Origin of the sequence: Kitasatospora sp. NPDC057500, assembly GCF_042802195.1 — a bacterium.
Classification (GTDB): Bacteria; Actinomycetota; Actinomycetes; order Streptomycetales; family Streptomycetaceae; genus Kitasatospora.
In genome coordinates, this window is record NZ_JBHVER010000170.1 from 1 (window position 1) to 18013 (window position 18013).

An 18013-nucleotide genomic window follows, 5' to 3' on the forward strand; every position below is an offset into this window, starting at 1 on the left:
CCCCCGGGCCCGGCGGGCGCGGCACGCCGGTGGCGGCAGGCGCTCGCGGAGGCGGCCCGGTCGGCGGCCTGCGCCTTCAGCGCCCGCTCCACGCCGGCCCGCGCCTCGACGACCTGCCGCCGCAGCGCCGGCGCCGGGTCGGCCGAGGCCAGCCACGCGTCGGTGGCGTCCAGGGTGGCCTGCTCGACCAGCAGCGACGGGTACAGCCCGACGATGATCTGCTGCGAGATCTCGTGGCTGCGGGTCTCCCAGACGCCCTTCACCGCGGCGAAGTACTTCTCCGCGTAGGGCGCGACCAGCGCGCGCTGGTCGGCCTGCTGGAAGCCGCCGATCACGGCCGCCTGCACGTAGTTGGTCAGCTCGTCCGACTCCACCACGGACGCCCAGGCCGCCGCCTTGGCCTCGATGGTCGGACGGGCCGCCCGGCAGCTGGCCGCGTGCTCCTGGCCGGCCGCGGTGTTGTCGCGGGCCAGCTCGGCCTCGATCCGGGCCTCGTCGGCCAGGCCGGTCGCGGCGAGCCGCCCCAGCAGGGTCCAGCGCAGCTCGGTGTCCACGGCCAGGCCGGGGATCTCCGCGCTGCCGTCCAGCAGCGCGGCGAGCAGGCCGAGCTGACCGTCGGTCCGGGCGACGCCGGCCAGGGCCCGGGCCCAGGCCAGCTGGTGGTCGCTGCCCGGCTGGGCCGCGCGCAGCGCCTGCTCGGCGGCCTCGGCCCAGCGGGCCAGGCCCTGCTCGCGCCAGGCCGGGTCGGCGTAGGCGTCCAGCGCCAGCTTGACCTGGCGGTGCACCGACTGGACCACGCCGATGTCGCTCTCGCGCGGCAGGCCGGAGAGGGCGAGCGTCAGGTAGTCGCGGGCGGCCAGCTCGCCGTCGCGGGTCATGTCCCACGCGGAGGCCCAGCACAGCGCGCGCGGCAGCGCGTCGGTGAAGCCGCCGAGGTTCTCGGTGACCACGGCCAGCGAGTCCTCGTCCAGCCGGACCTTGGCGTAGGACAGGTCGTCGTCGTTCAGCAGGATCACGGCCGGGCGGTGCCGGCCGACCAGCTGCGGCACCTCGGTGCGCGGGCCGTCGACGTCCAGCTCGATCCGGTCGGTGCGCACCAGCGAGCCGTCCACCAGCTCGTACAGGCCGACGGCGATCCGGTGCGGGCGCAGCACGGCCTCGCCCTTGGCGCCGGCCGGCAGCGCCGGGGCCTCCTGCAGCACGGCGAAGGACTCGATCTCGCCGTCGGTGTTCAGGGTCAGCGCGGGGCGCAGCACATTGATGCCGGCGGTCTCCAGCCAGGCGGCGGACCAGGCCTTGAGGTCGCGTCCGCTGGCCTCCTCCAGCGCGCCGAGCAGGTCGCCGAGCCGGGTGTTGCCCCAGGCGTGCCGCTTGAAGTAGGCGCGCACGCCCTCGAAGAAGGCGTCCTGGCCGACGTAGGCCACCAGCTGCTTGAGCACCGAGGCGCCCTTGGCGTAGGTGATGCCGTCGAAGTTGACCTGGACGTCCTCCAGGTCGTTGATGTCGGCCATGATCGGGTGGGTGGACGGCAGCTGGTCCTGCCGGTACGCCCAGGTCTTCATCTGGTTGGCGAAGGTGGTCCAGGAGTTGGGCCACCGGGAGTCGGGCGCCTCGGCCTGGCAGACCGCCTCGGCGTAGGTCGCGAACGACTCGTTCAGCCAGAGGTCGTTCCACCACTCCATGGTGACGAGGTTGCCGAACCACATGTGGGCGAGCTCGTGCAGGATCGTCGCGGCGCGGGCCTCGTACGCGGCGTCGGTCACCTTGGACCGGAACACGTACTGGTCGCGCAGGGTGACGGCGCCCGCGTTCTCCATCGCGCCGGCGTTGAACTCCGGCACGAACAGCTGGTCGTACTTGGGGAACGGGTAGGGGAAGTCGAACTTCTCCTGGAAGTAGTCGAAGCCCTGCTTGGTGACCTCGAAGATCGCCTCGGCGTCCAGGAACCCGCTCAGCGAGGGCCGGCAGTAGATGCCCAGCGGCACCTTCTGGTCGCCGTTCTCGTAGCTGTCGAAGACCCCGACGTAGGGGCCGGCGATGAGCGCGGTGATGTAGGTGGAGATCCGGCCGGTCGGGGCGAAGCGCCAGACCCGGGTGTCCCCCTCGCCCTCCGGCTCGGGGGTGGGCGAGTTGGAGACCACGCTCCAGCCGGCCGGCGCGGTCACGGTGAAGGTGAACGAGGCCTTCAGGTCGGGCTGCTCGAAGTTGGCGAAGACCCGGCGGGCGTCCGGCACCTCGAACTGGGTGAAGAGGTAGGTCTCGCCGTCGACCGGGTCGACGAACCGGTGCAGGCCCTCGCCGGTGTTGGTGTAGGCGCAGTCGGCGACGACGCGCAGCTCGTTCTCGGCGGCGAGGTTCGGCAGCGCGATCCGGCTGTCGGCGAAGCCGGCGTTGTCGAGCCGCTCGCCGTTGAGGACGATCTCCTCGACGCTCGGGGCGACCAGGTCGATGAAGGTGGACGCGCCCGGGGTGGTGGCGGTGAACCGGACCACGGTGGTGGACCGGAACGTGCCCCCCTCTCGGGCCGAGCCCAGGTCGAGCTCGATGTCGTACGCGTCCACGTGCAGGAGGTCGGCCCGGGTGCGGGCCTCCTCGCGGGTCAGGTTGGTGCCGGGCACTCGCTGGACTCCTTCGTCAGGCTGATGCCTGGCATCCTGCCATGCCCGCCCGCCGGGGCCGCCGGAACGGGCCCGGATACGAAGCGGGCGGGGCGGCGCGGCCCACCGGACCGTGCCGCCCCGCCCGGTGACGTCGTTACTTCTTGACGTACTTGAAGACGGGGGCGTCGAAGCTGCCGCGGGAGAACCCGTACAGCGCCGCCCCCTCCGAGTTCAGGACGAACTCGTTGGTGCTCATGCCGATGTTGAAGGCCGAGTCCTTGCCGACGGTGAGGTTGCCGAGCTCGCTCACCGCGCCGTCGGCGGGGGCGAGCGTCACCAGCTTGGCGTCCTTGCCGTAGCCCATGTCCAGGATGGCCCGGACCTTGCCCTCCTTGTCGGTGCCGGAGACCAGCCGCAGGCCGTCCTTGGCCTGGCCGTCGGTCGACCAGAGCCGCTTGCCGGTGTTCAGGTCGTAGGCGTTGACGGCCGGCTTGCTCGGGTTGGTCTGCACGTAGAGGGTGGTGCCGCTGACCACGCTCTGGGTGAAGGCGTCGGCCAGGCCGCTGAGCCGCAGGCTGTCGTAGCCGGGCTCCTTGACGGGCATCTGGTTGCCCGGCTTGTTGGTCTTGTCGAACGGCAGCACGTAGTCGCCGTTGGCGCCGCTGGACATCGACAGCACCAGCGGCTGGTCGGAGAGGACCTTGTCGACCCGCTCGATGCTGCCGGTCAGGGTGATCGGCGCGGGCGAGGCGACCTTGCCGGTGTCCGTCTCGACGATCACCAGCTGCGACTTGACGGTGGTGTTGAGGCCGTAGCAGCGGTCGGTGACCACGATCTGCGGGCCGGCGGCGGTGCCGTAGACGCTGCAGTCCTTCTCGCGCGGCTGGAACGCCCAGGCCACCGAGCCGTCGGCGACGTTCACCGCGGCGGCCGTGTTGGCGCCGATGCCGATGACCTTGTCGGTGATGCTCAGGGTGGGGGAGGACATCCGGCTCTGCCCGACCTTGACGTTCCACGACAGCTTGCCCGTGGTGAGGTCGACGGCGGCGATGGTGGAGCAGTCGCTGTCACCGGTGTTCAGCGAGACCGCGGCGATGTGCTTGGAGTTGGCGCTGTAGGAGGCGGTGCAGAACTCCTTGGCACCGGCCGGCACCGGGATGCTCCAGGCCTCCTTGCCGTCCGAGGTGTTGACGGCGCGGATGCCGGTGGTGTCGGCGCGCACGGCGACCTTCTCGGCGCCCCAGACGGCGAGCAGCCGGGTGGAGCCGCCGGCCGAGCTGGCCGGCTTGTCGGCCGCCCAGGCCAGGTTGTAGGCGCCGGCCTTGCCGCCGCCACCGCCGCCGGTGCTGCCGGTGCTGCCGGCCGACGGCGAGGCGCTGGCGGTGACGTCCGGCGAGGTCCCGCCGCCGCCGGTGGCCTGGCCGGTGGTGCCGCCCGAGGCGACCGGCGGGTCGTCCTTCTTTTTGTTGTCGTCGGTGAACAGCACGACCAGCCCGGCGACGATGGCGACCGCCAGCACACCGCCGATGATGCCGCCCCAGACCATCACGGGGTTGCGCTGCTTGGGCGGGGTGGGCACCGGGGCGCCCGGGTAGCCGTAGCCGCCCTGCTGCGGGTAGCCGTACCCGGGTGCGCCGCCGTACGGGGGCTGGCCCGCGGGCGGGGCGCCGAACTGCGGCTGGCCGGGAGCCGGGTCGTACGGGCCGACCGGCGCGCCCGGCGCCTGCGCGGGGAAGGCGGGGGCGGTGGGCGCGTAGGCGTACCCGCCCGCGGCCCCGGCCGGCGGCGCGGCGGGCGGCGCGGCCGGGGCCGGCGGCGGCGCCTGGCCGGGGACCGCCGCCCCGTCGAGCTGTGTCTGCTGGTTCGCCACGGCCGCCGGGTCGACGCCGCCCGGCGTCCGTCCGAGCGGAACGCCCCGGTTGTCCGGGCCGCCGCCGGGAGCTTCGCCAGCTCCCGGGTTAGGGTGATCCCCTGCCATCTGATGCCCCGTCATGTCTGGAAGCGTCCCGCGGTCGGTGCACATCCGTGACCGGCGGGACGGGTGAGATTGGGCACCATCGTACGGGGGGTCGGTTTTCGGACGGACGCCGGAACCCGGGGCCCCGTCCGCTCCGGCGCCGACCTGGGCCGATGTCAACCCGCCGCCGGCCCGCCGGACCTGGGCCGGTCCCTGCCGGGCCCGCGCCGCGCCCGGGGTCCCGCTCACCGTCCCTTCGCCTTACCTCCCCCGTGCCTTCACCATCTTCCAGGGCCTAGGCTTCAGGACTCGAAGGGGCGCCCGGCGGAGGGGGCCCTCGCCCTTGGGAGGGTGGATCATGCCGACGGACACTCCGGGCTCGCAGTCCTCGCTGCACCGGGCCAACCTGGAGCGGGTGCTGCGCGCGGTGCGGACGGCCGGCTCGCTGACCCAGGCCGAGATCGCCCGCGGGACCGGCCTCTCGGCGGCCACCGTGTCCAACATCGTCCGGGAGCTGAAGGAGAGCGGCACCGTCGTGGTGGCCGACACCTCCGCCGGCGGCCGGCGCGCCCGCAGCGTCTCGCTCAGCGGGGACGCGGGCATCGTGGTGGGGATCGATTTCGGCCACACCCATCTGAGGGTCGCCGTCGGCAACCTCGCCCACCGGGTGCTCGCCGAGGAGAGCGCCCCGATGGACGTCGACGTCTCCGCCGCGCAGGGCTTCGACCGGGCCGAGGCCATGGTCGAGCGGCTGCTCACCGAGGCCGGATTCCGCCCGGACAAGGTGATCGGCGTGGGCCTGGGCGTCCCCGGCCCGATCGACGTGGAGACCGGTGCGCTGGGCTCCACCGCGATCCTGCCCGGCTGGGCCGGCATCGCCCCCGGCCGTGAGCTGGCCGAGCGGCTCGGCCTGCCGGTGCACGTCGACAACGACGCCAACCTCGGCGCGCTCGGCGAGCTGGTCTGGGGCGCGGGCCGGGGCCTGGGCGACCTCGCCTACATCAAGGTGGCCAGCGGCGTCGGCGCCGGCCTGGTGGTCAACGGGCGGATCTACCGGGGGCCGGGCGGCACCGCGGGAGAGATCGGCCACATCACCCTGGACGAGGCCGGCCCGGTCTGCCGCTGCGGCAACCGGGGCTGCCTGGAGACCTTCGTCGGCTCCCGCTACCTGCTGAACCTGCTCACCCCCACCCTCGGCACCGGGCTCACCCTGCCCCGGGTGGTGGAGCTGGCCCACGAGGGCGACCTCGGCTGCCGCCGGGTGATCGCCGACGCCGGCCGGCAGATCGGCACCGGTGTGGCCACCCTGTGCAACCTGCTCAACCCGCGCCGGGTGATCCTCGGCGGCGACCTCGCCGAGGCCGGTGAGCTGGTGCTCGGGCCGATCCGCGACTCGGTGGCCCGCTACGCGATCCCCAGCGCCGCCCGCCAGCTGTCGGTGGTCCCGGGTACCCTGGGCGGCCGCGCCGAGGTGCTGGGCGCGCTCGCGCTGGTGATGAGCGAGGCGGGCGACTCCGGCGCGCTCGCGGTCGCCCGGTCCTGAGCGCCGCCCGGCCCGAGCGCGCCGCCGCCCGCCCGCGCCGGGGGCGCACCGACACGCCGGTTTCCCCCCTTCACTCGAAAGAGTGACCGTCGAGGTGGCTGGCGCGTACCGGCCGTCGGTACCGGACGCCCCGCCCGGTGTTCGGTAGCCGGACATTAGACTCGACCGGTCGACACCGGGCGGCGACGCCCGTCGGGCCCCCGCGGTCCGCGAACACTGAACGAGGAGGAACGGGTGGCCCTGCTGACCCGCATTCGGGGACCGCGCGATCTCGACCGGCTCACGCCCGGACAGCTTTCCGCCCTGGCCCAGGAGATCCGGACCTTCCTGGTGACCGAGGTCTCCAAGACGGGCGGCCACCTCGGCCCGAACCTCGGCGTGGTGGAGCTCACCATCGCGCTGCACCGGGTCTTCGACTCCCCGCGCGACCGCGTCCTGTTCGACACCGGCCACCAGAGCTACGTCCACAAGCTGCTCACCGGCCGCCAGGACTTCTCCCGGCTGCGCGCCAAGGACGGCCTGTCCGGCTACCCGTCCCGCGCCGAGTCCGAGCACGACGTGATCGAGAACTCGCACGCCTCCACCGTCCTCTCCTACGCCGACGGCCTGGCCAAGGCCAACCAGCTGCTGGGGAAGAACGACCCGGTGGTCGCGGTGATCGGCGACGGCGCGCTGACCGGCGGCATGGCCTGGGAGGCGCTGAACAACATCGCCGACGCCACGGACCGCCCGGTCGTCATCGTCGTCAACGACAACGAGCGCTCCTACTCGCCGACCATCGGCGGCATGGCCAACCACCTCGCCACCCTGCGCACCACCCAGGGCTACGAGCGCTTCCTGTCCTGGGGCAAGGACGCGCTGCAGCGCACCCCGGTGGTCGGCCAGCAGCTCTTCGAGACCCTGCACGGCGCCAAGAAGGGACTCAAGGACTTCATCGCCCCGCAGGGCATGTTCGAGGACCTCGGCCTCAAGTACATCGGCCCGATCGACGGCCACGACCTCACCGCCCTGGAGTCCGCGCTGACCAAGGCGCGCGGCTTCGGCGGACCGGTCATCGTGCACTGCCTCACCGAGAAGGGCCGCGGCTACCACGCCGCCGAGAACAACGACGAGGACCGCTTCCACGCGGTCGGCAAGATCCACCCGGAGACCGGCCTGCCGGTCAAGAGCGGCGGCGGTCGGAGCTGGACGTCGGTCTTCGCCGAGGAGATGGTGGAGCTCGGCCGCGAGCGCGAGGACATCGTCGGCATCACCGCCGCGATGCTGCACCCGGTGGGCCTGGCCCCGTTCGCCGAGGCCTTCCCGGACCGCATCTTCGACGTCGGCATCGCCGAGCAGCACGCCGTCACCAGCGCGGCCGGCCTGGCCACCGGCGGGCTGCACCCGGTCTTCGCGGTCTACGCGACCTTCCTCAACCGGGCCTTCGACCAGGTCCTGATGGACGTCGCCCTGCACAGGCTGGGCGTCACCTTCATGCTGGACCGCTCCGGCGTCACCGGTGACGACGGAGCCTCGCACAACGGCATGTGGGACATGTCGATCCTCCAGGTCGTCCCCGGCCTGCGGCTGGCCGCCCCGCGCGACGCCGACCAGCTGCGCGCCCAGCTGCGCGAGGCCGTCGAGGTCAAGGACGCCCCCACCGTGGTCCGCTACTCCAAGGGCACCGTCGGCCCGGCCGTCCCCGCGGTCGGCAAGGTCGGCGGCATGGACCTGCTGCGCGTCGACCCGGACGCCGAGGAGGGCCGCCGGGCCGATGTGCTGATCGTCTCGGTCGGCGCGCTCGCCCCGATGTGCCTGGAGGTGGCCGACCTGCTGGCCGCCCAGGGCATCAGCTCGACCGTGGTGGACCCGCGCTGGGTCAAGCCGGTCGACCCGGCGCTGCCCGGCCTGGCCGCCGAGCACCGGGTGGTCGTCACCGTCGAGGACAACGGCCGGGTCGGCGGCGTCGGCGCGGCCGTCGCCCAGGCGCTGCGCGACGCGGACGTGGACCTGCCGCTGCGCGACTTCGGCATCCCGCAGGAGTTCCTGGACCACGCCTCGCGGCCCGAGATCCTCGCCGAGATCGGCCTCACCGCCCCGGACATCGCCCGCCGGGTGACCGCCCTGGTCTCCCGCCTGGACGTCGCGGTCGAGGCCTGACCGCCCGCCCGCAGCCCCATCCGGGCCGTTTGCGACAGCTCGGCAACACCCGGGGCTGATAATCGCACCAAAGGCGGGACCGGCGCTGCCCGCGCCGATCCCGCCCGGTAGGTTGTCATCCGTGCCGACCCCCACCCGATCCCGCCTGACCGCGCTCGCCGAGCGCCTGCCCTTGGGGGTACCCCCGGCCGACGGCTGGGAGCGGGTGAAGGCCGGCTACTGGACGCGGCTGGTGCCGCTGCTGGCCCTGGTCGCGCTGCTCACCCACCTGCCGTCCTTCGTCCGCCCGGTCTGGAGCCCCGACGAGGGCTTCCTGGCCACCCAGGCCCGGATGCTCGCCGACGGCGGCGTGCTCTACGACACCGTGGTGGACCGCAAGCCGCCGCTGCTGCCCTGGCTCTACCAGGCCTGCTTCGCCGTCTTCGGCTCCGCCTCGCTCTGGCCGCTGCGCACCCTGGCGGTGGTCGCCCACCTGGTCACCGCGATCCTGCTGGCCTCGCTGGCCCGCGGCCGCTGGGGAAACCGGGCCGGCGTCGGCGCGGGTCTGCTCTACCTGCTGGTCTCCATCGGGCTCTCCCCGGAGGACACCCAGGCGGCGACCTTCGAGGTCTTCATGCTGCCCGCCATGGTGGCCGCCTTCCGCTACGCCGAGCGCCGGCGCTGGCTGGCCGCCGGCATCGCGGTGGCGCTCTGCTCGCTCACCAAACAGACCGGCGGGGCGGTGCTGCTGCCGGTGCTCTGGATGCTCTTCCAGGACGCCCGGCGGCGCGGCGTGCGCTGGGTCCCCGCCCTGCTCAAGATCGGCTTCGGCTTCACCCTGCCGATAGCGCTGGTCGCGGTGATCCTCACCAAGCCCAAGGGCTTCCTGTTCTGGGTGGTCACCGGCAGCGGCGACTACGCCACCGTCGGCGGCGCCTGGCTGCAGATGCTCGGCCGGGCGCTCGGCAACTCGGCGATCCTGCTCGCCGCCGGCCTGGGCTTCCTGCTGCCGGTCGGCCGCCGGCTCTGGCTGAAGCACCGGCACCGCCCGCTGCCGGTCGCCGGAGAGGAGCACGGCTCCACCACCGACCTGTGGGTGTGGCTGCTCTCCTCGGTCGTCGCGGTCAGCATGGGCTTCCACTTCTTCGGCCACTACTACCTCCAGCTGATGCCGCCGCTGGTGCTGCTGGGCACCGGCGCGATCGCCACCTCGGCCGTCCGCTGGAAGCCGGTGCTGGTGTACACCACGGCCGCCGCCACCGTCTTCTGGGGCCTGGCGCTGGCCTGGCCGGGCGAGCGGCTGGACCGCACCACCGAGGTCGCCACCGCGGTCGCCGCGCAGACCACCCCCAAGGACACCGTGCTGGTCTGGGGCATGCACCCGGAGCTGTACTGGCTCGCCGACCGCAAGCCCGCCACCCGCTACCTCACCGCGGGCTTCCTGACCAACTACAGCGGCGGCAAGGACGGCAGCCCCAACGTGGGCGAGCAGTTCTCGATGGACAACGCCTGGCAGACCTTCGACCAGGAGATCGCCAAGGGCCTGCCCGAGGTCGTCGTCGACGACTCCGGCCTCGCGCCGTACCAGCCGGGCATGATCCCGAAGATCGAGAACCTGCTGGAGACCCACTACGAGATGGTCGGCGTCTTCGCCGACACCGTCGTCTACCGCCTCAAGCGCCAGTAGGCCCCTCCCCGTCCGCCGGGGCAGGCTCCCGGACGACGCGAAGGGCCCCGGTGACCGCCAGCGGTCACCGGGGCCCTTCCGCGCTCGGGCTAGGCGGGCACCGAGGCCACGCCCGGGGCCAGGAAGCGCTTGCCGTTCACCCGCTCCGAGACGCCCTCACGGTCCAGGTACGGGGTGATCCCGCCCAGGTGGAAGGGCCAGCCGGCGCCGGTGATCATGCAGAGGTCGATGTCCTGCGCCTCGGCGACGACACCCTCCTCCAGCATCAGGCCGATCTCCTGCGCGACGGCCTCCAGGGCGCGGGCCAGGACCTGCTCCTCGGTCAGCACGGTGTCGCCGAAGGAGAGCAGCTCCAGCACCTCGGGGTCGAGGACCTGCTTGCCGTCCACCCAGGTGTAGAAGCCGCGCTTGCCGGCCTTGACCACCTTGCCGAGGTTCTCCGAGACGGTGAACCGCTCCGGGAACGCGCCGTGCAGGGTCTCCGAGACGTGCAGGGCGATGGCCGGGCCGACCAGCTCCAGCAGCACGATCGGGGACATCGGCAGGCCGAGCGGCTCGACGCCCTTCTCGACGGTGGCGATCGGGGTGCCCTCGTCGATGATGCCCTGGATCTCGCCCATGAAGCGGGTCAGGATCCGGTTGACCACGAACGCCGGGGCGTCCTTGACCAGCACCGAGGTCTTCTTGAGCTTCTTCGAGACGCCGAAGGCGGTGGCCAGCGAGGCGTCGTCGGTCTTCTCGCCGCGGACGATCTCCAGCAGCGGCAGGATCGCGACCGGGTTGAAGAAGTGGAAGCCGACGACCCGCTCCGGGTGCTTCAGCTTCGAGGCCATCTCGGTGACCGACAGCGAGGAGGTGTTGGTCGCCAGCACACAGGTCGGCGAGACCACGTTCTCCAGGTCCGCGAAGACGGTCTGCTTGACGCCCATCTCCTCGAAGACGGCCTCGATCACGAAGTCGGCGTCGCCGAAGGCCGCGGCCTTGTCCAGCGAGCCGGAGACCAGGCCCTTGAGGCGGTTGGCCTTGTCCTTGCCGATCCGGCCCTTCTCCAGCAGCTTGTCGATCTCGGCGTGGACGTAGCCGACGCCCTTGTCGACGCGCTCCTGGTCGATGTCGGTGAGGACCACCGGCACCTCCAGACGGCGGGCGAACAGCAGCGCCAGCTGCGAGGCCATCAGACCGGCGCCGACGACGCCGACCTTGGAGACCGGGCGGGCCAGCGACTTGTCCGGGGCGCCGACCGGGCGCTTGGCCCGGCGCTGCACCAGGTTGAAGGCGTAGATGCCGCTGCGCAGCTCGCCGCCCATGATGAGGTCGGCCAGGGCCGCCTCCTCGGCGTCGAAGCCGGCCTGGAGGTCCTGGTCCTTCACCTGGGCGATGATGTCCAGCGCCCGGTACGCGGCCGGGGCCGCCCCGTGCACCTTGGCGTCGGCGACCAGCCGGCCCCAGGCGACGGCGTCGTCCCAGGCCTTGCCGCGGTCGATCGCCTCGCGCTCGACGGTCACCTCGCCCTTGAGGACGCGGGCCGCCCAGAACAGCGACTGCTCCAGGAAGTCGGCCGGCTCGAAGATCGCGTCGGCGATCCCCAGCTCGAACACGTCCTTGCCCTTGAGCTGCTTGTTCTGCGCCATCGAGTTCTCGATGATGACCTTGACGGCCTTCGCCGGGCCGATCAGGTTCGGCAGGACGGTGCAGCCGCCCCAGCCGGGCACCAGGCCGAGGAAGACCTCGGGCAGCGAGAACGCCGGGACGCCCGCCGACACCGTGCGGTAGTCGCAGTGCAGGCCGACCTCGACGCCGCCGCCCATCGCCGCGCCGTTGTAGAACGCGAAGGTCGGGACGGGCAGCGCGGCGATCCGCTTGAAGACCTCGTGGCCGCCCTTGCCGATGGCCAGTGCGTCCGCGTGCTCCCGGAGCAGCTCGACGCCCTTGAGGTCGGCGCCGACCGCGAAGATGAACGGCTTGCCGGTGATCGCGGCACCGACGATGGCGCCCTCGGCGGCCTCCGCCTCGACCTGGTCCAGCGCCGCGTCCAGCTTGAGCAGCGAGCCCGGGCCGAAGGTGGTCGGCTTGGTGTGGTCGAAGCCGTTGTCCAGGGTGATCAGCGCCAGCCGGCCGGCCTGGAGCGGCAGGTCGAGGTGGCGCACGTGCGCGGTGGTGACGACCTCGCCGGGGAAGAGCTCGGCGCCGCGGGTCAGCAGCTCAGTCGTGGTGCTCATGCTCACTTACCACCCTCGAAGTGGGGGTTCTCCCAGACGATGGTGCCGCCCATGCCGAAGCCGATGCACATCGTGGTGAGGCCGTATCGGACGTCCGGACGCTGCTCGAAGCGGCGGGCCAGCTGGTTCATCAGGCGCACGCCGGAGGAGGCCAGCGGGTGGCCGAACGCGATCGCGCCGCCGTACGGGTTGACCCGCTCGTCGTCGTCCGCGATGCCGTAGTGGTCCAGGAACGCCAGCACCTGGACGGCGAAGGCCTCGTTGACCTCGAACGCGCCGATGTCGTCGATGGTCAGACCGGCCTTGGCCAGCGCCTTCTCGGTGGCCGGCACCGGGCCGATGCCCATCACCTCGGGCTCGACGCCCGCGAAGGCGTACGAGACCAGGCGCATCTTCACCGGCAGGCCCAGCTCCTCGGCCACGTCCTCGGCGGCCAGGAGGGAGGCGGTGGCACCGTCGTTGAGACCGGCCGAGTTGCCCGCGGTGATGTTGCCGTGCGGGCGGAACGGGGTCTTCAGACCGGCCAGGTTCTCCATCGTGGTGCCCGGGCGCATCGGCTCGTCCACGGTGGCCAGGCCCCAGCCGGTCTCGCCGACCTCGGGGTTGGTGTTGCGGACCGAGATCGGCACCAGGTCGGGCTGGATGTCGCCGTTGGCGTACGCCTTGGCGGCCTTCTCCTGCGAGCGCACGGCGTAGGCGTCGCAGCGCTCCTTGGTCAGGTGCGGGAACCGGTCGTGCAGGTTCTCCGCGGTCATGCCCATGAACAGGGCGGACTCGTCGACGAGCTTCTCGGAGACGAAGCGCGGGTTCGGGTCGACGCCCTCGCCCATCGGGTGGCGGCCCATGTGCTCGACGCCACCGGCCACGACCACGTCGTACGCGCCGAAGGCGATGCCGCCGGCGGTGGTGGTCACGGCGGTCAGCGCGCCGGCGCACATCCGGTCGATCGCGTAGCCGGGGACGGACTTCGGCAGGCCGGACAGCAGCGCGGCGGTGCGGCCGATGGTCAGACCCTGGTCGCCGATCTGCGTGGTGGCCGCGACGGCGACCTCGTCGATGCGCTCGACGGGCAGGTTCGGGTTGCGGCGCACCAGCTCCCGGATGCACTTGACGACCAGGTCGTCGGCGCGCGTCTCGTGGTAGATGCCCTTCGGGCCGGCCTTGCCGAACGGGGTGCGGACGCCATCGACGAAGACGACGTCCCTCGCGGTACGAGGCACGGGGGCTCTCCTCCCAGGGACCAACGGTTCAGGTGGGCAGGCTGCCGCTCACCATCGCACGAGGGGACGTGGGCGGCGCTGCTCGTCGGCCATGCTACCCGTCGGTAACCAACCTGCCCAGGCCCGTCGCCCGGTTCCGTCGATGTGTCCCCGGACACGTCGCGTCCGCCCGCGGAAAAGGGGATGCCGCCCCACTCGGGCGGCATCCCCTGTTTCCGTGTTCTCCCGGCTCAGCCCTGCTGCGTCGCCGTCGCCGTCGCCGCCGTGGCGAAGGCGGCGGCCATCGCCGGGGCGACCAGGTCCACCTGCCACTGGCGGGCGCCCAGCCGGCGCAGCGCGGCGGCCACGTTGGCCGCGGAGGCGTCGGCCGGAGGCTCCCAGGAGACCCGGCGGACCAGGTCCGGGGTGATCAGGTTCTCGGCCGGCAGGTGGTGGCGCTCGGCCAGCTCGCTGACCGCGGCGCGCGCCCCGCTCAGCCGGGCGGCGGCCACCGGGTCCTTCTCGGCCCAGGCGCGCGGCGGCGGCGGACCGTCGTGCGGCGCGGCGGCCGGCGGCAGCTGGTTCTCCGGCACCTCCCGGCCGCGCTGGACGGCGGCCAGCCACTGCTCCAGCTGGCGCCGGTGCACCCGCGGCCCGAAGCCCTGGACGCCCTGGAGCGCGGCGACGGTCAGCGGCATGGCCAGCGCGGCGTTGACGATCGCGGCGTCCGACAGCACCCGGCCCGGTGAGACGTCCCGGTCCTGTGCCATCCGGTCACGGGCCAGCCAGAGCTCGCGCACCACGGCGAGCTGGCGGCGCCGGCGGACCTTGTGCAGCTGCGAGGTGCGGCGCCAGGGGTCGGTCCGCGGGGCCGGACGGGGAGCGGCGGCGATCGCCGCGAACTCCTCCAGGGCCCAGCCGAGCTTGCCCTGGGCGTCCAGCTCCTGTTCGAGTGCGTTGCGCAGCTCGACCAGCACCTCGACGTCCAGGGCGGCGTAGCGCAGCCACGGTTCGGGCAGCGGGCGGGTGGACCAGTCGACCGCGGAGTGCTCCTTGGCCAGGCTCAGCCCGAGCACGCTCTCGGTCATCGGTCCGAGTCCGACCCGGGCGAAGCCGGCGATCCGTCCGGCCAGCTCGGTGTCGAACAGGCGCTGGGGTCTCATGCCCACCTCGGCCAGGCAGGGCAGGTCCTGGGTGGCGGCGTGCACCACCCATTCGGTGTCCGCGAGGGCCGCGCCGAGGGCGCCGAGGTCGGGGCAGGCGATCGGGTCGATCAGCGCGGTACCGGCGCCCGCGCGGCGCAGCTGGATGAGGTACGCCCGCTGGCCGTAGCGGTAGCCGGAGGCCCGCTCGGCGTCGACGGCGACCGGTCCGGTTCCCGCGGCGAAGGCGGCGATGGTGGCGGCCAGCGCCTGCTCGTCCGCCACGACCGGAGGGATCCCCTCCTTCGGTTCGAGGAGCGGGACCGGGGCTGCTTCTTCTGGGATGGCTGCTACGGCGTCGGTCACCCACCAAGGGTACGACGGTCCCCGCGACCGGGAGTGTTGTCGGACTGGTCAGACCGATGCCGGGGCTGCCGGCGGGCCGGCCGGGGAAGGGCTCCGGGATCCGCTCAGCGCGCTGCGGCGGCCCCGGAGGAAACGTTCCTCCAGGGCCGCCGCAGCGGCCGGGGTGTCAGTGGATGATTCCGGTGCGCAGCGCGACCGCGACCATCCCGGCGCGGTCGCCGGTGCCGAGCTTGCGGGCGATCCGGGCGAGGTGGCTCTTCACGGTGAGCGCCGAGAGGCCCATCGCCACGCCGATCGCCTTGTTCGACTGGCCCTCGGCCACCAGCCGCAGCACCTCCACCTCGCGGCCGGAGAGCTCCCGGTAGGCGGCCTGCTGGGCACCCGGTGCGCCGTGCGCGCCGTGCGCCCCGGGAGCGCCCGGCGCCCCGTGCGCGCCCGGCATGCCCGGCATCCCGGGGCGGCGCATCCGGCCGGCCAGCCCGGCGGCGCCGAGCGGCATCCCGGGGCGGCCCGGCATGGCGACATTGGTGCGGGTGCCGGTGACGACGTAGCCCTTGACCCCGCCGGCCAGCGCGCTGCGCACGGCGCCGATGTCGTCGGCGGCGGAGAGCGCCAGCCCGTTGGGCCAGCCGGCGGCGCGGGTCTCGGCGAGGATGGTGAGTCCGGAGCCGTCGGGGAGGTGGACGTCGGCGACGCAGATGTCGCGCGGGGTGGAGACCCGGGGGCGGGCCTCGGCGATCGAGGACACCTCGATCACGTCCCGGACGCCGAGCGCCCAGAGGTGACGGGTGACGGTGTTTCGGACGCGGGGATCAGCGATGACCACCATGGCGGTGGGCTTGGTCGGGCGGTAGGCGACCACGTTTGCGGGGTGCTCAAGAAGGACCGACACCAGGCCTCCTGCGGGAGTGGCGGACGGAACCCCGAGGGGGCGGTCGGAGTGTTCCGCGTTCGGAAAGGGTCACAGTGTGCTTCGGCAGCATCCGTGCCCGGCTTTAGCGAAAGATCACGATCTAGTGAGTCACAATACGGACAAATCGCGCAGATGAGTGATGCGACATGCTTGGAATTCGTACAAAATCGATCAGATCCAGCGCAAACCGGTCGGTTCCGAGCGCGTTATTGACGGAGAGCAGCAACGAAGTCACACTCGGTCAGCCTTGGGGGTGGCGGTGCGCCCGCCGGTGACGCCACGGCGGGCGCCACTCCTCAGTGCGAACGGGGGCGTCGCCGCGCCGGCATCGGGACCACTCCACCGAGTGACGTGACGTCCGCCGGGGAGTGCGGGGACGGGGCGACCGGCGGCAGGCCCGCGCTGATGCACAGCAGGTCCCCCCAGGCCGCCAGGTGCCGCTCGAAGCGGCCGTCGGCCGGCGTCCAGGACGCCCGGATCTCGATCTCGGTGCTCGACGCGCGGTCCGCCAGCCCGCCGAAGTACTGCGAGGCGGACAGGCTCACCGTGCCGGACGGCTCCGCGTACCCGGCGCCGTGCGCCTGCAACGCGTCCAGCAGCCAGGCCCAGCCGACCTCGGAGAGCATCGGGTCGCCGGCCATCTCCGGCTCCAGCTCGGCCCGGGTCATGGTGACCACCCGGAAGTCCCCGTTCCAGGCCTCCTGCCCCTCCGGGTCGTGCAGCAGCACCAGCCGGCCGTCGGCCAGCTCCTCGCCGTCCACCTCGACGGCGGCGGTCAGCGCGAAGGAGTACGGGGCCAGCCGACGGGGCGCCGGGGCGGGGGAGAGGACGACCTCGGGGCGCAGCCGGGCCTCGGAGAGCGCCTCCACGGCAGCCCGGAACTCGCTCGGCGCCGCCTCCCGACCCGTTCCGCCACCTGCTCCGCCACCCTGTGCGGGGTGCCCTCCGACCGCTGCCATGACCCGAAGACTAGGTCGAAAACACGGGTAATCGCCGCAACTTCTTCCCGCGCGGCGCGCCGGGGCGGCAATCCGGCCAGATCTTGGAGGAACCCACGAGACCACCGGGGCGGACGGCCCCGGGCCGCGTGCGAAGATTTGGAGCGTGAGCGAGACGACGGCAGACACCACGGCAGCCACCCCGGCAGTCCCCCCGACCGGCGCCACCCCCGGTCAGCAGCCCGACGCGCGCCGCGGGGCCGCGTACGACTCGGCGTTCCTGCGCGCCTGCCGGCACGAGCCGGTACCGCACACCCCGGTGTGGTTCATGCGCCAGGCCGGCCGCTCGCTGCCCGAGTACCTGAAGGTCCGCGAGGGCATCCCCATGCTGGAGTCCTGCATGCGGCCCGAGCTGGTCAAGGAGATCACCCTGCAGCCGGTGCGCCGGCACGGGGTGGACGCGGCGATCTTCTTCAGCGACATCGTGGTGCCGCTCAAGGCGATCGGCATCGACGTCGACATCAAGCCCGGCATCGGCCCGGTCATCGCCGACCCGATCCGCACCGCCGAGGACCTGAAGCGGCTGCGCCCGCTGGAGCCGGACGACGTCCCCTACATCACCGAGGCCGTCGGCCTGCTGGTGGACGAGCTCGGCTCCACCCCGCTGATCGGCTTCGCCGGCGCCCCCTACACGCTGGCCAGCTACCTGGTCGAGGGCGGCCCGTCCAAGAACCACGAGAACACCAAGGCCATGATGTACGGCGCGCCCGAGCTGTGGGCCGCCCTGGTCGACCGGCTGGCCGACATCACCTCCGCCTTCCTCAAGGTGCAGATCGAGGCCGGTGCCTCCGCCGTCCAGCTGTTCGACTCCTGGGTCGGCTCGCTCGCCCCGGACGACTACCGCCGCTCGGTCATGCCGGCCAGCACCAAGGTGTTCGACGCGGTCGCCGACTACGGCGTGCCGCGGATCCACTTCGGCGTCGGCACCGGCGAGCTGCTCGGTCTGATGGGCCAGGCCGGTGCGGACGTGGTCGGCGTCGACTGGCGGGTGCCGCTGAACGTCGCCGCCGAGCGGGTCGGCCCCGGCAAGGCACTGCAGGGCAACCTCGACCCGGCGGTGCTGTTCGCGCCGACCAGGGCCGTCGAGACCAAGGCCCGCGAGGTGCTGCACGCCGCCCAGGCGCTCGGCACCAGCGGCCACATCTTCAACCTCGGCCACGGCGTGCTGCCCAGCATGGACCCGGACGCGCTGTCCCGCCTGGTCGCCTTCGTGCACGAGGCCAGCGCCCGCTGACCCACTCCGGCGGCGGGCCCCTCCGGTTCCCCGGAGG

11 protein-coding genes are annotated in these 18013 nt (G+C 72.9%); 4 read left to right on the plus strand and 7 right to left on the minus strand.

The genetic code is table 11. The features are described 5' to 3' along the window. Together pepN and ACFU74_RS28290 are read right to left on the minus strand one after the other, a co-directional pair. Positions 1-2618, minus strand: a 2618-nt coding sequence (gene pepN, locus ACFU74_RS28285) for an aminopeptidase N (protein ID WP_380761712.1), incomplete at its 3' end; no start/stop codon positions are given. Positions 2619-2754: 136 nt separating this feature from the next. After that, positions 2755-4470, minus strand: a complete 1716-nt coding sequence (locus ACFU74_RS28290) for a PQQ-binding-like beta-propeller repeat protein (protein ID WP_380761714.1) — start codon at positions 4468-4470, stop codon at positions 2755-2757. A gap of 445 nt (positions 4471-4915) precedes the next feature. Here ACFU74_RS28290 and ACFU74_RS28295 point away from each other — a divergent pair, with 445 nt between their 5' ends. From ACFU74_RS28295 to ACFU74_RS28305, 3 genes are all read left to right on the plus strand, one after another. After that, positions 4916-6100: an ROK family transcriptional regulator gene (locus tag ACFU74_RS28295; protein WP_380761716.1), complete on the plus strand. Its 1185-nt coding sequence runs from the start codon at positions 4916-4918 to the stop codon at positions 6098-6100. Between the two features lie 234 nt (positions 6101-6334). After that, the gene (gene dxs / locus ACFU74_RS28300) at positions 6335-8239 is read left to right on the plus strand and encodes a 1-deoxy-D-xylulose-5-phosphate synthase (RefSeq protein WP_380761718.1); all 1905 of its coding nucleotides are present in this window, start codon (positions 6335-6337) and stop codon (positions 8237-8239) included. Positions 8240-8360: 121 nt separating this feature from the next. Next, positions 8361-9905 (plus strand): ArnT family glycosyltransferase, encoded by a 1545-nt coding sequence (locus ACFU74_RS28305; RefSeq protein WP_380761720.1) that lies wholly within the window; start codon positions 8361-8363, stop codon positions 9903-9905. Between the two features lie 89 nt (positions 9906-9994). Here the strand turns inward: ACFU74_RS28305 and ACFU74_RS28310 are convergent, their stop codons facing one another. From ACFU74_RS28310 to ACFU74_RS28330, 5 genes are all read right to left on the minus strand, one after another. Beyond that, complete coding sequence (locus ACFU74_RS28310) at positions 9995-12124, minus strand: 3-hydroxyacyl-CoA dehydrogenase NAD-binding domain-containing protein (protein WP_380761722.1); 2130 nt, start codon at positions 12122-12124, stop codon at positions 9995-9997. A 2-nt stretch (positions 12125-12126) separates the two neighbouring features. Further along, a complete protein-coding gene (locus tag ACFU74_RS28315) occupies positions 12127-13344 on the minus strand; it encodes a thiolase family protein (RefSeq protein WP_380761724.1) in 1218 nt (405 codons plus the stop codon). Positions 13345-13574: 230 nt separating this feature from the next. Beyond that, positions 13575-14831, minus strand: a complete 1257-nt coding sequence (locus ACFU74_RS28320; protein WP_380761726.1) for an HRDC domain-containing protein — start codon at positions 14829-14831, stop codon at positions 13575-13577. Positions 14832-14997: 166 nt separating this feature from the next. Beyond that, complete coding sequence (locus ACFU74_RS28325; protein WP_380761728.1) at positions 14998-15723, minus strand: LuxR C-terminal-related transcriptional regulator; 726 nt, start codon at positions 15721-15723, stop codon at positions 14998-15000. Positions 15724-16040: 317 nt separating this feature from the next. Next, on the minus strand, positions 16041-16703 hold the full coding sequence (locus tag ACFU74_RS28330; RefSeq protein ID WP_380761730.1) for a DUF3000 domain-containing protein: 663 nt from the start codon (positions 16701-16703) through the stop codon (positions 16041-16043). A gap of 259 nt (positions 16704-16962) precedes the next feature. Here ACFU74_RS28330 and hemE point away from each other — a divergent pair, with 259 nt between their 5' ends. Further along, positions 16963-17976 carry a uroporphyrinogen decarboxylase gene (gene hemE, locus ACFU74_RS28335; protein WP_380761732.1) on the plus strand — a complete coding sequence of 338 codons (1014 nt, stop codon included), beginning with the start codon at positions 16963-16965 and terminating at the stop codon, positions 17974-17976. Positions 17977-18013 lie beyond the last annotated feature (37 nt).